Source organism: Actinomadura rifamycini DSM 43936 (genome assembly GCF_000425065.1).
GTDB classification, from domain to species: Bacteria; Actinomycetota; Actinomycetes; order Streptosporangiales; family Streptosporangiaceae; genus Spirillospora; species Spirillospora rifamycini.
Genome location: NZ_AULB01000009.1, coordinates 41,030 through 55,066, shown reverse-complemented (window position 1 = coordinate 55,066; position 14,037 = coordinate 41,030). Strand labels below are relative to the sequence as shown.

Annotated in this window: 13 protein-coding genes; 8 read left to right on the top strand and 5 right to left on the bottom strand. The window is 72.3% G+C overall.

Features of this window, described 5'->3' with window-relative positions; all coding sequences use genetic code 11:
* The first annotated feature begins 194 nt into the window (after nucleotides 1-194).
* The 5 genes from H505_RS0107050 to H505_RS0107030 all read left to right on the top strand — a co-directional run bounded on the left by H505_RS0107050 (nucleotide 195) and on the right by H505_RS0107030 (nucleotide 6,632).
* A complete protein-coding gene (locus tag H505_RS0107050) occupies nucleotides 195-1,427 on the top strand; it encodes an acyltransferase family protein (protein WP_026401425.1) in 1,233 nt (410 codons plus the stop codon).
* 24 nt (nucleotides 1,428-1,451) lie between these two features.
* Nucleotides 1,452-2,078: a TetR/AcrR family transcriptional regulator gene (locus H505_RS40265; RefSeq protein ID WP_051300377.1), complete on the top strand. Its 627-nt coding sequence runs from the start codon at nucleotides 1,452-1,454 to the stop codon at nucleotides 2,076-2,078.
* 91 nt (nucleotides 2,079-2,169) lie between these two features.
* Nucleotides 2,170-3,036, top strand: a complete 867-nt coding sequence (locus H505_RS0107040; protein WP_026401424.1) for an alpha/beta fold hydrolase — start codon at nucleotides 2,170-2,172, stop codon at nucleotides 3,034-3,036.
* Between the two features lie 149 nt (nucleotides 3,037-3,185).
* Nucleotides 3,186-4,742 carry an FAD-binding oxidoreductase gene (locus tag H505_RS0107035; protein ID WP_034517007.1) on the top strand — a complete coding sequence of 519 codons (1,557 nt, stop codon included), beginning with the start codon at nucleotides 3,186-3,188 and terminating at the stop codon, nucleotides 4,740-4,742.
* Nucleotides 4,743-5,231: 489 nt separating this feature from the next.
* On the top strand, nucleotides 5,232-6,632 hold the full coding sequence (locus H505_RS0107030) for a GntP family permease (RefSeq protein WP_026401422.1): 1,401 nt from the start codon (nucleotides 5,232-5,234) through the stop codon (nucleotides 6,630-6,632).
* Between the two features lie 8 nt (nucleotides 6,633-6,640).
* On the opposite strand, the gene H505_RS0107025 is transcribed toward H505_RS0107030, so the two are convergent.
* The gene (locus H505_RS0107025; RefSeq protein ID WP_026401421.1) at nucleotides 6,641-7,123 is read right to left on the bottom strand and encodes an Lrp/AsnC family transcriptional regulator; all 483 of its coding nucleotides are present in this window, start codon (nucleotides 7,121-7,123) and stop codon (nucleotides 6,641-6,643) included.
* A gap of 90 nt (nucleotides 7,124-7,213) precedes the next feature.
* On the opposite strand from H505_RS0107025, the gene H505_RS49720 reads away from it, so the two are divergent.
* From H505_RS49720 to leuD, 3 genes are read left to right on the top strand one after another with little or no spacing between them, the layout of a single operon-like run.
* Nucleotides 7,214-7,351 (top strand): hypothetical protein, encoded by a 138-nt coding sequence (locus H505_RS49720; protein ID WP_157432933.1) that lies wholly within the window; start codon nucleotides 7,214-7,216, stop codon nucleotides 7,349-7,351.
* Between the two features lie 12 nt (nucleotides 7,352-7,363).
* Complete coding sequence (leuC, locus tag H505_RS0107020) at nucleotides 7,364-8,764, top strand: 3-isopropylmalate dehydratase large subunit (RefSeq protein WP_026401420.1); 1,401 nt, start codon at nucleotides 7,364-7,366, stop codon at nucleotides 8,762-8,764.
* Nucleotides 8,764-9,366, top strand: coding sequence for a 3-isopropylmalate dehydratase small subunit (leuD, locus tag H505_RS0107015; protein ID WP_026401419.1), 603 nt, complete (start codon nucleotides 8,764-8,766; stop codon nucleotides 9,364-9,366). Before leuC ends, leuD begins: the two co-directional genes overlap by 1 nt.
* A 36-nt stretch (nucleotides 9,367-9,402) precedes the next feature.
* Here the strand turns inward: leuD and H505_RS0107010 are convergent, their stop codons facing one another.
* The 4 genes from H505_RS0107010 to H505_RS0106990 form a co-directional block, all read right to left on the bottom strand.
* Nucleotides 9,403-10,581, bottom strand: coding sequence for a serine hydrolase domain-containing protein (locus tag H505_RS0107010; protein ID WP_026401418.1), 1,179 nt, complete (start codon nucleotides 10,579-10,581; stop codon nucleotides 9,403-9,405).
* A gap of 85 nt (nucleotides 10,582-10,666) precedes the next feature.
* Nucleotides 10,667-10,903: a hypothetical protein gene (locus H505_RS49715; RefSeq protein WP_157432932.1), complete on the bottom strand. Its 237-nt coding sequence runs from the start codon at nucleotides 10,901-10,903 to the stop codon at nucleotides 10,667-10,669.
* Between the two features lie 237 nt (nucleotides 10,904-11,140).
* Nucleotides 11,141-12,322 (bottom strand): hypothetical protein, encoded by a 1,182-nt coding sequence (locus tag H505_RS40260; protein WP_026401416.1) that lies wholly within the window; start codon nucleotides 12,320-12,322, stop codon nucleotides 11,141-11,143.
* Between the two features lie 117 nt (nucleotides 12,323-12,439).
* Nucleotides 12,440-13,993 (bottom strand): glycoside hydrolase family protein, encoded by a 1,554-nt coding sequence (locus H505_RS0106990; RefSeq protein WP_157432931.1) that lies wholly within the window; start codon nucleotides 13,991-13,993, stop codon nucleotides 12,440-12,442.
* Nucleotides 13,994-14,037 lie beyond the last annotated feature (44 nt).

The following is a 14,037-nucleotide window of genomic DNA, read 5'->3' as shown; positions in this document are numbered from 1 at the left end:
ACGTGGTCGGCCTCCCGCCCGGGAACCAGAAACCCGGCTAGCGCTCCGGTAGCGGTGCGGCCTCCGGCGCTCGCCCGGTTCGTCGGGCAACGCCCCACCGTCTGGATCGACGACATCCACAGCCCGGAAGCCCTCACCTCTCCCCTTCCTGTCCAATTGGACAGGAAGCGCGTTCGGTGGCTACCTTCCTGTCCATGTGGACAGGAAAGGTCTCGGCGCCGGAGGCGCCTCCGGAGGACGCGCCCCGGCGGACCGGGCGGCTGCACTACATCGACTCGATCCGGATCGCGCTGTCGGCGCTGGTGATCCTGCATCACGCCGCGCAGCCGTACGGCCCGGTGGACTGGTGGTACGTCGAGGGACAGCCCAAAGCGCAGTGGATCGAGGACTTCGCGGTGCTGAACGCACCGTTCAAGATGAGCCTGTTCTTCCTGATCGCCGCCTACTTCCTGCCGGCGGCGGTCGACCGGCGGCGCGAGCGGTCCTATGTCGGGCCGCGGCTGAAGAAGCTCGGCGGGCCGATCCTCGTCGGGTTCTTCCTGGTGATCCCGGTTCTGATGTACGCCTACTACCTGGAATTCCGGGACTACGGCCCCATCGGGTTCGGCGACTACTACTGGAACATCTACCTCGGCGAGGGCCGGGAGCCCGCCGATTGGAGCGGTCCGATCTGGCCGGACCGCCAGTTCGGCCATCTGTGGTTCATCCAGCACCTGCTCGTCTACTCGCTGGTCTACCTGGCCTGGCGGGCGGTCGCCGATCGCATGCGCTCCCGGCGCGGCATGGCGGTGCCGCCCGGTACCCGGGCCGCTCCGGAGCGCGTGACCGGGCTCGCCGTGGCGGGCTTCGCCGCGGTGGTCGCCGTCGGCACGGGGGTGCTGCGCATCCGGTACCCCGTCGACGAGTGGGTGCCGGTCGCCGAGATCATCCAGACCGAGCCGGCCGACCTCGCCCAGCACGTCCCCTTCGTGATCGCGGGCGTCCTGGCCTACCGGCGCGGCTGGTTGCAGACCTTCCCGGCCCGGGTGGCCTATGGCTGGTTCGCGGCGGCGGTCGTCCTGAGCGTCGGCTACGTCGCTTTCCGGAGCGACCTGACCGGATTCTTCGCGTTGAGCGGCGCCGACTCCGGGCAGTTCGCGTGGGCCGCGTACGAAACCGTGCTGTGCGTCGGCTACACCCTCGGCATGCTGGTGTTCTTCCGCGACCGTGTGCCCGGCACCGGCAAGCTGCAGCGCTCGGCCGCCGACGCGACGTTCGCGATCTACCTCATCCACCTGCCGATCGTCGTCGGCCTGCAATACCTGGTGCGGGACGTTCCGCTGGGCGCGAGCGGACGATTCCTCCTGGTGGCGGCACTCGGCTTCGTGCTCAGCGTGGCGGCCGCGCTGCTCCTGCGGCGCACACCCGGTGTCCGGGCCATCCTGTGACGGACTCCGGCTAATGTCGCCGACATGTCACAGGAACCGTCCGAGCCGCCGTCCAAGCCGGACCGGGGGCAGGCCCGGGAGGCCCTCATCGCCGCGGGCCGCCGGCTGTTCGCCGAGCAAGGCTTCCGAGCGACCACGACCCGCCGGATCGCGACTGAGGCGGGCGTGTCGCACGCGCTGCTGCGCTACCACTTCACCTCCAAGGAGGGGCTGCGCGACGCGGTCGACGAGGACGTGCTCGGGAGCTTCGAGCGGGCCTTCGCCTCGGCCGGCGAAGAGGGCATCGAGAGCGGGACCCTCGCCGAGGCCGGGCGGGCGGCGGCTCTGGTGTTCGGCGCCGACCAGGAGCGGCGCCGCTACATCCGCCGGGTGCTCGTCGACGGTGACCAGCGGGCGGCCGCGCTCCTGGGGCAGCTGGTGCAAGGCGCCGAGCGCGAGGTGAACCGGCTCATGGCGGAGCCCGATGCGGTGCCCGCCGAGGAACGGCGCTGGGCGCCGTACCAGGTCCTGTTCCTCATCCTCGGCCCGCTGCTCCTGGAACCCGCGCTGGAGACCGTTCTCGGCGGCGACCCATTCGCCCCCGCCACCTTGGGCGAACGCAGCGACGCCAACCAGCGGCTCCTCCGGCGCGGGCTGTTCGACCGGCACTGAGCCGCCCCCGTCGGCGTCCCCGGCGCCGGTGCGCTCGGCGAGGTATCTTTCTCGCGAGATCTCTTGCCGAGTGATGGTGCGGGGGCGGGTCATGGTCGACGGCAGCCACGACGCGAAGGCGGCCTTCTTCGCCGCCTACGACACCGTCCTGGAGAGCTGGCCGGTCCGGAAAGAGGCCATCGATCTTCCGTCGGTGTACGGCACGACCAGGGTGTACGGGTGCGGGCCCGCGGACGCACCGCCGCTGGTGCTCCTGCACGGCGGGGGCACCACCGCGGCGGTGTGGTACGCCAACGTCGCCGAACTCGCGCGCCACCACCGGGTGTACGCCGTGGACCGCATCGGCGAGCCGGGGCGGAGCACCCGTGGGGAACGCGCGCCCCGCACCGTCCCGGACCTTCTCGACTGGCTGGACGGGGTCCTCGACGGGCTCGGCGCAGGCGACGCCGCCGTGTGCGGGCACTCCTATGGCGCTTGGGCGGCGCTGCACTACACCCTTCACGCGCCCCAGCGGGTTCGCCGGCTCGTCCTCCTCGACCCGACGCAATGCTTCGCCGGGTTCCGGGCCGGATACCTGCTGCGCGCGCTGCCGTCCCTCATCCGGCCGACGGCCGCGCGCACACGTGCCTTCATGAGCTGGGAGACCGGCGGAATGGAACCCGATCCCGCGTTCTCCCGCCTGTACGGGCTCGCCGCCGAGTTCCCCGAGACGAAGGTCGTCACCGGCAGACGCCCCAAGCCCGAACGGTTGCGTACCCTCACCACCCCGACCTTGGTACTCCTGGCCGAGCGCAGCAGGACCCATGATTCCCAGCGCGTCGCGTCCGCCGTGACGCGCGTCCTGCCGCACGCGTCGGCCGAGATCCTGCCCGGCCTGTCGCATCACGCGATGCCGTGGCACGAGGCCGCGGAGACCAACAGGCGCATCATCGGTTTCCTGTCCCCGTCCGACGGCTAAGCGGCCGCCGAGGGACCGTCCCGGCCGTTGCACCGACGGCTCGTGAGACTCATGGGGGAGCCGCCGGTTGGCTCGGCGGTGTGGCGACCGTTCGGCTCGCTCGTTCCTAGCGTGCGACTGGACATTCCCTCCCATCAAGGAGGCCGCCTGTGGCCGGACACACGAGACGGACGATCCTGCGGGGCGGTGCGGTGACCGCCGCATCGATCCCCCTGGTGCAAGCGGCCTCGCCGCCCGGGGAGGCGTCGGTCCGGGGGCCGGTCAGCGTGAAACCGGGTGATCCGCGCTATCTCTCGCTGGCGCGCCGGGGGTACAACCGGCGGTTCGAGGGGCGGCCGGAGGAGATCCACGTGGTGCACTCCGCCGAGGACGTCGTCCGCGCGGTGGACGACGCGGTGCGCACCGGCCGGAGGCTCGCCGTGCGCGGCGGAGGCCACTGCTTCGAGAACTTCGTGGACGACCCGGACGTCCGGGTGGTCGTCGACCTCTCCGAGATGGCGGCCGTCCGCTATGACCGGCGCCGCAGGGCCTTCGAGGTGGAGGCGGGCGCCACGTTGGGCGAGATGTACCGGAGGCTGTACGTGGGGTGGGGCGTGACCGTCCCGGCCGGAACGGCGGCCTCGGTGGGGGTCGGCGGCCATGTCAGCGGCGGCGGTTACGGTCCCCTGTGCCGCCTTCACGGCCTGTCGGTCGATCACCTGTACGCGGTGGAGGTCGTCGTCGTCGGACGGTCGGGCAGAGCCAGAAAGGTGGTCGCCAGCAGGGAGCGGTCGGACCCCAACCGGGACCTGTGGTGGGCCCATACCGGAGGCGGCGGAGGAAACTTCGGGGTCGTCACCCGCTACTGGTTCCGGTCGCCGGGCGGCGGCCCGCTGCCGGCCCCTCCTGCCACGGTCCTGGACTTCACCCTGTCGTGGCCGTGGGAGCGACTCGACCGGGAGACGTTCGTCCGCCTGCTGCGCAATTACGGCGAGTGGGGCGAGCGCAACTCGGCGCCCGGGTCGGCCGCGTGCGCGCTGTACGGCGAGTTCCTGCTGAGCACCAGATCCGCCGGGCACCTCGCCCTGAGCGGCCAGGTCGCCGCCGACGGCGGCGCCGCGCGGCTGCTGGATGGCCTGACCGCCGCGCTCGGAGGCGGCGTCGACGTACGGCCGACGCGCCGGGCGTCCACGCTTCCGTGGCTGACCGCCGCGATCCACGGTCTGGACGACGCGCCGGGCCCCTTCTACAGCACCAAGATCAAGTCGGGCTATCTGCGGCGGCGCTTCACCGACCGGCAGGCCGCCGTCCTCCACCGGCACCTGACCAGGTCCGACTACGACCGACCGGGCGGGAGCGTCTTCGTGAACACCTACGGCGGCCGGGTCAACACCGTGCGGCCCGGCGCGACCGCGACCGCCCACCGCGACTCGATCTTCAAGGTCGGTTTCATCGCCGGCTGGGAGGACGCGGCCGAGGAGGCCCGGCACCTGGCGTGGCTCCGCGAGCTCTACCGCGACGTCTACGCCGACAGCGGCGGCGTCCCGGCCGACGGCGCGTTCATCAACTACCCCGACGGCGACCTGGCCGACCCGAGGTGGAACGGCTCGGGCGTCCCGTGGCACACCCTCTACTACAAGGACGGCTACGCCCGGCTGCAGCAGGTCAAGCGCCGCTGGGACCCGCGAGGCGTGTTCCGCCACGCCCTCTCCGTCCGCCCTTCTTGAGCGAAGCTCCGTCGCGCCCCCGGCCGCTACGGGTTCGCGGGCCCGTAGCGGCGCCACGTCGCGAGGCGGCCGCCGCCGCATCGTGTCCCACGGCTGCGCGTCCGGCCGATGTTCAGGAGCGCTGGTAGGCGCGGAGACGCCACCAGGGACAACCGGTCGATCCGAGACATGTCGCCCGGCTCGACGATCGGGCGGGGGGCGTGTTCCGATGCGGCGCGCAGGGCGCCCGGCCGCTTACGCGGCATCGCCCTTTCGGTGGGGCTTCGTCATGGCGCCATGGTGCCATAGCCGCGCGAACGACCGGCCCACACTGGACCAATGGCACCTCATGGTCACCTCGACGGCGTTTCTCATAGGCCATTGGTATAAGTAATAACGCAAGTATTTACACATTGGGCGTCGAAGGCTACGTTTCTGCGCCAACCGGTCCACCCCACCGACAGCGACACCCGACCGCTCGCTCGAGCGCCACCCCCGGGATGTGCCTTCATGTCCGACTCCCTGACCCTGCTCAACACCGCCTTCGCGATCGTCGCGACGGTCCTGCTGATCATCCGATTCCGTGTCGACCCCGTCATCGCGCTGCTGCTCGGCGCCTCCTACCTCGGCCTGACCGCGGGGCTCGGCGTCGACGGCACCATCGAGGCCGTCACCGTGGGCTTCGGCGACCTCATGGCGGAGATCGGCTTCCTCGTCGTCTTCGGTGTCCTCGCGGGGTCGCTCCTGCGGAGATCGGGCGCGATCGAGCGGCTCGTCGAGGCGCTGCTGCGCCGCGTCGGCCCGAAACGGATGCCCTACGCGCTGTCGATCAGCGTGGCGACCGTGCTGCAGTCGATCTTCCTCGACGTGCTCGTCGTGATCGTCGCGCCGCTCGCGCGCGGGCTGGGCCTGCGGATCGGCAGGAACGGGACGGCCCGGATGATCACGGCGATGGCGATCGGCATGGAGGTCGGCGTCGTCATGGTCGTGCCGGGCATCGCGACCCTGGCCCTGGCGGGCGTCCTCGGCGTGCCGCTGGGCACCATGCTGCTGCTCGGCCTGCTCGTCGCCGTCCCCACCACCGTCATCTCCGTCGCCGTCATGCAGTTCGTCTTCCGCCGCGGCTGGTGGGACGAGGAGAAGGACGAGTTGCCCGACGCGGCCCCGACCGGCGACGCCGGCGCGTCCGACGCCGCGGGTACCGGGGCCGCGGGCGCCCGCACCGTCGCGACGGCGACCGCGACGGCCGCGGAGGCGGTCGGGCAGACCCGGCTCCTCCCGCTGTTCGCACCGATCCTGGCGGCCCTCGGACTGATCGCGACCGGGGCGATGCTGGACATCGCCGAGGTGCGCGTCGCGCCCCTCGCCTTCGTGTGCGACCCGGTGGTCGCCCTCTTCCTGGGGCTCATCGGCACCATCCTCGTCACGCGGCGCGCGGTCGGACGGCCGGCGGTGGACGAGGCGCTGCGGGACGGCTTCCGCGACAGCGGGCAGATCCTCGTGCTCAACGGGGTCGGCGGCTCGCTGGCACTGACGATCAAGAACATCGGCCTCGGCGACATCCTCGGCCAGCACTTCTCCGCGAACACCGCCGCGCCCCTGCTGATGGTCTGGGTCATCGCGGCGATCCTCCACGTGGCCGTCGGCTCCGTGTCCATCTCGGCGATGACCGCGGCGGGCATCCTCGCGCCGCTCGCCCCCGTGATCGGCCTCGACCCGGTGTGGATCGCGCTGGCGGCCGGCGCCGGCTCGCTGTTCGCGATCCACGTCACCAGCAACACGTTCTGGCTGCTGCAGTCCCTCACCGGCCTCTCCACGCGCGGCACGCTGAAGACCTTCTCGGGCGGGGTGTCGGTGGCCTCGGTCGTCGCGATCGCGGTGATCATCCCGCTGTCGATGGTGCTGGGATGAGCGCGCGCTCAGCGGCGGAGCTCGTCGTGCATCTTCTGGATCAGCGGCGAGATCCGCGGCATCAGGCGGCGGCTGAGGACGACCTCGGTGGAGGTCCGCTCCACCCCGTCCACCGCGATGATCCGGTGAAGGACCTCCTCCAGCCCCGCGTTGTCCTTCGCGACCACCCGGCACAGCAGGTCGGCGTCGCCCGCGACCGCGTTGGCCTCGATGACCTCGGGGATCCGGCTGAGCCCCTCCAAGGTCTCCTCCAGCATGCCCTGGGCGAGTTGCAGCCGCACGTAGGCCAGGCCCCCGTAGCCCATCGCCGCCGGATCGAACTGGGGCCGCCAGCTGATCAGGACGCCGAGGCGCTGCAGCTTGTCCACCCGCGCCTGGACGGTCGCGCGCGCCACGCCGAGCCGGCGCGCGTACTCGCGGACCCCGGCGCGGGGCTCTTCCGCGATCAGCCGGAGCACGGCCATGTCCAGCGGCTCGAAGGTGGGTGCCATGCGGTCTCCTCGCTCTCGGGTCGTGCGGCCGGTCGCGCATTCGCACCGCCTCCGGCCGGGCAGCCGGCTCAGTTAAGCACCATTGGCCGCTTGAAGGCCACGGTTTCTGAGCCAAGTGCTCAGCTGTGGACGGAACAGCACCCTTACGACGTCCGCACGGTGATCGCCGAGGCCGCCCGCCTCGCCGTTCCCGTGCGCCGTTCCCGCTCCGTCGCCGATACCGCCTGAAAGGAAACCCCGTTGGGACGAACGCTGGCCGAGAAGGTCTGGGACGCCCACGTCGTCCGGACCGACGGTGAGCAGGACCTGCTCTACGTCGACCTGCACCTGCTCCACGAAGTCAACACCCCGATCGCGTTCGACGGGCTGCGCGCCGCCGGGCGGACGGTCCGCAGACCCGACCTCACCCTCGGCACCGAGGACCACCTGGTCCCGACGCGGAACCTGTTCGGGCGCATCGAGGAGCCCGCGATGCGGCGGCAGGCCGCCCTGCTCGCGGAGAACTGCGCCGAGTTCGGCATCGAGGTGTACCGCCGCGGCGACCCCGAGCGGGGCATCGCCCACGTCATCGCCCCCGAGCTCGGGCTCGTCCACCCCGGCATGACCGTCGTCTGCTGCGACTCCCACACCACGACGATGGGCGCCTTCGGCGCACTGGCCTTCGGCATCGGCACCTCGCAGGTCGAGCACGTCCTCGCCACCCAGACCCTGCCCATGGCGCGGCCGAAGACGATGCGCGTCACCGTCACCGGCACGCTCGCCGACGGCGTCACCGGCAAGGACCTGATCCTCGCGCTCATCGCCCGGATCGGCACCGCGGGCGGGCAGGGCCACATCATCGAGTACCAGGGGCCCGCCATCGAGGCGCTGTCGATGGAAGCCCGGATGACCGTGTGCAACATGACCGTCGAAGCCGGCTCCCGCGCCGGGATGATCGCACCGGACGACGCCACCGTCGCCTACCTTCGCGGCCGCCCCCACGCCCCCGCCGAAGCCGACCGGGACACCGAAGAGACGTACTGGCGGTCCCTGCGCTCCGACGACGACGCCGTCTTCGACACCGAGGTCGTGCTCGACGGACGCGAGATCAGCCCGTTCGTCACCTGGGGCACGAACCCGGCGCAGGGCGTCCCGCTCGACTCCGCCGTGCCCGACCCGTCGGGCTTCGCCGACCCCGGTGAACGCGCCGCCGCGGAGAAGGCGCTCGCGTACATGGGGCTGCGGCCCGGCACGCCGCTGCGCGATGTCGAGATCGACGCCGTGTTCATCGGCTCCTGCACCAACGGGCGCATCGAGGACCTCCGCGCCGCCGCCGACGTGCTGCGCGGCCGCACCGTCGCGCCCGGCGTCGAGGTCTACCTCGTCCCGGGCTCCGACACCGTCCGGGAGCAGGCCGTCGCCGAGGGCCTCGACGACGTCTTCGCCGCTGCGGGCGTGCGGTTGCGCACGTCCGGGTGCTCGCTGTGCGCCGCCGTCAACGAGGACCGGCTGCGTCCGGGACAGCGCGCCGCCTCCACCAGCAACCGCAACTTCGAGGGCCGCCAGGGCAAGGGCGCGCGCACGCACGTCGTGTCCCCCGCCGTGGCGGCGGCCAGTGCCGTCGCCGGACGCCTGGCGGCACCCACCGACCTGGAGCGATGATGGAGCGATTCACCGTCCACACCGGGCAGGCCGCGCCGCTGCGCGCGAGCGACGTCGACACCGACCAGATCATCCCCGTGCGGTTCCTCACCCGGCTGACCAAGTCGGGCTACGGGCGGGACCTCTTCGCCGACTGGCGCGACGACCCCGGCTTCGTCCTCAACCGGCCGCCCTACACCGAGGCCACCGTCCTCGTCGCCGGGCCCGACTTCGGAACGGGCTCCTCCCGGGAAGGCGCCGTGTACGCGCTCACCGACTACGGGTTCCGCGCCGTCATCGCGCCCCGCTTCGGCGACATCTTCACCGGGAACGCCCACCAGAACGGGCTCCTGCCCGTCGTCGTCCCCATGGCGGTCGTCGAACGGCTCTGGGAGCTCCTCGAGAACCGGCCCGCCGCGCCCGTCACCGTGGACCTCGTCGAACGGCGCGTCCGCGCGCACGGCATCGACGTCCCCTTCGACGTCCCGGCCGACGTCCGCCGCCGCCTCCTCGCCGGACTCGACGACATCGGCACCACCCTGCGGCACACCGACGACATCGCCGCCTACGAAGCCCGGCGCCGCCCCGCCCTGCCCACCACGGCGCGCCGGAGGCGGCCGTGACGGGCCCGCCTCCCGCCCCGGCGGGCCGCGGCGGTGTCAGGTCCGCCCGGCCGCCGCGGCGGCGACGGCGCGGAAGGCCGGGAGGGCTTCGGCCATGTGGATGTCGGCCTTGAGGTCCTGGCCGGTCTTGACGATGACGACGTCGTGCTCGGGCGAGACGTAGACGAACTGGCCCAGGATGCCGATGGCGGTGTAGTCGCCCTGGTCGCCGATCCACCACTGGTAGCCGTAGCCGTACGCGTTCTCGGCGCTGTCGGGCTCGTCCGGTCTGAGGCGGCCGGGCCGGAGGTGGGGCTCGGCGGCCCGGGTCGCGTCGCCGATCCACTCCGCCGGGACGACCTGGACGCCGCCGGCGCGGCCGTCGCGCAGGTAGAGCAGGCCGAAGCGGGCGAAGTCGCGGACGGTCGCGTGGTAGCAGCCGTAGGCGATGTCGTTGCCCCGGTAGTCGCGGCCCATCAGCAGCGGGGTCTCCATGCCCGCGGGCCGCCAGATCTTGTCGCGCACGTAGGCGGCCAGCGGCATGCCGGCGGCCTTGGCGACGAGCCAGCCGAGGACGAACGTGTTCAGGGAGTCGTAGTTCCAGCGGGTCCCCGGCTCGAAGCCGCGGCGGGCCCTGCGGGCCTGGCAGGTGAGGGACGCCCCGAGCACCATCCGGATCGTGGTGGAGGTCGCTCCCTTGAACGGGTTGGTGTAGCCGGTCTCGTCGTAGTCGTGCCCGGAGGACATCTGCAGGATGTCGCGGATCGCGACGCCGTCGTAGCCGCTGCCGCGCAGTTCGGGGATGTACGCGGTCACGGGGTCGCGGACCGAGTCGATCCGGCCGTCGGCGACGGCCGCGCCGACGGCGGTGGCGGTGATGGACTTGCCGACCGACCAGGAGTTGAAGCGGCTGGCGGCGTCGAAGCCGGCGAAGTACCGCTCGTCGACGATCGTCGCGCCGTGCAGGACCAGGTAGCCGAGCGTGGAGGACCGGGCGAGGAAGCCGTCCAGGATGCGGGTCCGCCCGCGGAAGTCGTAGGACGGGTTCAGCGGCCTCGTCTTCACGGCGAGCGGCACGGGACGGCCGGAGGCCGGAACCGCCGTCCTCGGGTAGAACGGCACGTGCGGAAGGAGCGGCAGCGGCAGCGGGCCCTCGGCGGCACGGGACGGCGCCGCCAGAGCCGACGTCACGAGGCCGGCGACCGAAGCCGCCGCGAAGGCGCCTCGCTTGAGCATCGCTCTCTCCGATCGGTGGGGTGGCGTGATCGAAACATCGGGCACCGGCGTTGTCAACGCCGGTGCCCGCGGACCGCCGCACCGCTCATTCCACGGCGGAGTCGCAGCTCGCCGCGGCCTCGGCGGACCGGGTGTCGATGAGGCCCGCGGAGGCGAGCGGCTCGTCGTACTCCCGCAGGCGAGGACCGCGCCGGCTGCTGTCCGGCGAGTCCGTGCTCGTCACCGGCGCGGGCGCCATCGGGCTGGACGATTCATCGCCGACGCCTCGGTGCACGACGAACTCGTCGGACGGCCGCGCACCGCCCTGGACGGCATCGTGCACGGCGCCCCACGGGTCCCCGCGACGACTACCGTCCCGCTGATCAGCGAGGTCCAACGCGACCGCGTCGCCGCGCCGGTGGGACCAGGCGCAGCGCGAGGCCGGCGTCGCGCCGCCGCACGGCCTCCTCCAGCGCGCCGCGCAGGTCGGCGTGCTCGGCGTCCAGGCGTCCCAGCCGGCGCCGCTGGTCGGAGCCGCGCAGTCGCGGCTCCGCGCGTTCGGCCGGTGCGGTGTGGAAGGTCAGGTGCCGGAGCCGGATTCGCTCGGTCTCGCCGGCCTCCTCCAGGCGTTCCGGGGCGTAGGCGGCGACCGATTCCAGCAGCCGGTAGCGGGTCCGGCCCGGGCTCGCGGCCCGCACCACCATCGAGCGGTCGACGAGGCGCGCCGGCAGGCCCAGGACGTCCTCGGGCGCGACGTCCGCGCCGTCCGCGCAGACCTCCTCCGCCGCCTCCAGCGTGCAGCCTTCGTGGTGCACGGCGAGCCGGCGCAGGCGCGTTCGGGCCCGGACAGCAGCTCCCAGCTCCAGTCGATCATCGCGCGCAGGGTCCGCTGCCGCGCCGGGGTGCCGCGGTGTCCCGAGGAGAGCAGCCGGAACCGGTCGTCGAGCCGCTCGGCCAGATCGTGGACGTCCAAGGCGCGCAGCCGGGTGGCGGCCAGCTCCAGGGCGAGCGGGACGCCGTCCAGCCGGCGGCAAACCGCGCGGGCGTTGGCGGCGTCGACCGTGAAACCCGGAACGGCGGCCGCCGCGCGCGCCTCGAACAGCCGGACGGCGCTGAACCTGCGGAGCGCCGCGGGCCCGTGGTCGCCCGGAGAGTGCGGTGACTCCAGCGGCGGCACGGGCCAGACCGACTCCCCGGCGAGCCGCAGGGGCTCCTGGCCGGTGGCGAGGATCCGCACCCGCGGCGCCGCCCGCAGCAGCCGCTCGCTCAACGCGGCGACGTCGTCGACGACGTGCTTGCAATTGTCCAGGACGAGCAGCGTCCGGCGGGTCCGCAGCGCGTCGGCGAGCCGTGCGGCCGGATCGGCGGGCGCGCCGGAACGCGGCAGGCCGGGGGCGGTGTCGTCGCGGACGCCGAGCACGGCGATGACCGTCTCGGCGAGCCGCTCGACCCCCGGTGCCCCGGCCGTCCGGTCGAGACCCGCCAGCTCGACGAGCCACACGCCGTCCGGATGGTCTGCGGCGGTCTCCAGGGCCAGGCGCGTCTTGCCGACACCGCCGGTGCCGGTGAGGGTGACCAGCCGGGCCGACTTCAGCAGCGCCCCGACCCGGGCCAGCGCCTCGTCGCGCCCGCAGGACCCCGCGCTGGCCAACGCGCCCGAAACGGCGCCGCAGACGAACCTCCCCGCGCAGATCAGCGAGCTGGTACGCGGCTGCGTGACGAGCTGGGCCTCGACCCCGGACCGGAGATCGCCGGACTGCACCGGCGGGTCCTCCGCTGAACGAGCGTGCCGGGGAGGGCACCGCGCCTTGCCGGACGCGATGCCCTTCCCGGCAGCCGTCCCGATCGGGCGCTCGGCGCGGCGATGCGGGAACCGCGATCAGGCGGGTTCCAGGAGGATGAGGTACAGGGCGTTGGGCTTGAGGTCGATGGTCTCGCTATGGCGCGTGCCGGGCCTGACGATCTTTTCGGAGACCTGCCGCAGGCCGGCCCCGGCCGGGTCGGCGAAGTAGTTGCTCGTGTTCTGGTCGATCCTGAACATGCGCTGGCGCACCGGCCCGTACCTGAGGCGCCGCGGCAGCCCGGACATGTCGACGGTGGTCCGATGGCTCCGGTCGTTGGTGTGCTGCCAGTTCCAGACCATGAGCGACGCCCCCGTCCGGTCCTTCGAGGCGGTCGCGTAAACGCCGTTGTCGTCCTTGCGGCTGCCCGAGACGGCGGCGGACACCTCGATGTCCTTCATCCTGGACTGCATCAGCATCATGTTGCCGTAGGGGGTGAAGACCCCGGTGGGGACGGGCCCGTCGTCGACCCGTGTCACCAGCTGGTCCTTGCGTCCCTCCGCGAAGTGCCGGACGACCCAGTTGAACATGTAGGTGTCGGGCTGCCGGGAGTACAGGTAGGTGTAGGTGGCCATGCCGGCCGCCTGCCGGAGGTAGTCGGCCGTCCCGGTCCGGTCGTCGAAGGACGGGCCGGGGTAGATGCCCGTCTCGGTGATGAAGCTGGGGATCCGCCCTCGGATGCGGCGTTCCCTCAGCCACTTGAGGATGTCGCCGCGCTCCGACGAGACCTGCCGCAGGTCGGACTTGTAGAAGGTCGGCACCTGGTAGTCGTCGTCCCACTTCAGGTAGGAGTGGTGGCTGATGAAGTCCAGCCGCTTGTGCGGGTCGCGGTCGGCGGCGTAGTCGTCCAGGAACGGCTCCATCCACTCGGGGTCCATGACGCTGAGCGCCGGGCCGCCCACGCGGAGCCGGTCGGCCGCCCGCACGCCCTTGTCGGCCTTCCTGGCCGCCTTGTAGAACGGCGCGTAGAAGCGGTACAGGTCACCGGGTCGCAGCGTGACCTCGTCCGCCGGGCGGCCATCGTGGCGTTCATGCCCGTGGTACTGCCAGTCCGGCTCGTTGAACACCTCGACGTACTTCACGGCCGGGTACTTCTTCTTGAGGTCTCCGAGCATCACCTCGAGCAGGGGCTGCAGGTCCTCGAACGGCCGCTCGCCGCGGATGAACTCGCTCGGGTTGAGGTTCACGAGCACCGCGTCGGAGAGGTTGCTCGCATCGGTGAGGTAGGCATCCGTGTTACCGGAGAAATCGCACGTGCGGGTCTCGATGCTGCACTGCTCGAACACGTAGTCCAGCCACACCCGGTGGACCTCTTGATGAAGGCCCTGCTCGTTGAGGAACCGGACGTCGGCGGACCGCTGTTCGACGAACGCGTTCTCGTTGGGGTAGTTGTTGTAGCGCTCCGAGCGCCGAAGCCGGCCCTTCTCGTCGCCGAAGTCGACCGAGACGGTCGCCGGAGCGGGCGCCGGGGCGGGCGCGTCGGCACGCGCGGCCACCTCGGACGGCCCGGCGGAGAGGGCGATCGGCATCGCGAGCGCCGTCGTGACGACGACGGCCCGCACGATACGGGGGCGGGCGAATCTTGTGATCATTCTCCTCCTTGAGAAGAAGCCGGGCCGCACAGCCGGGAGTCGCG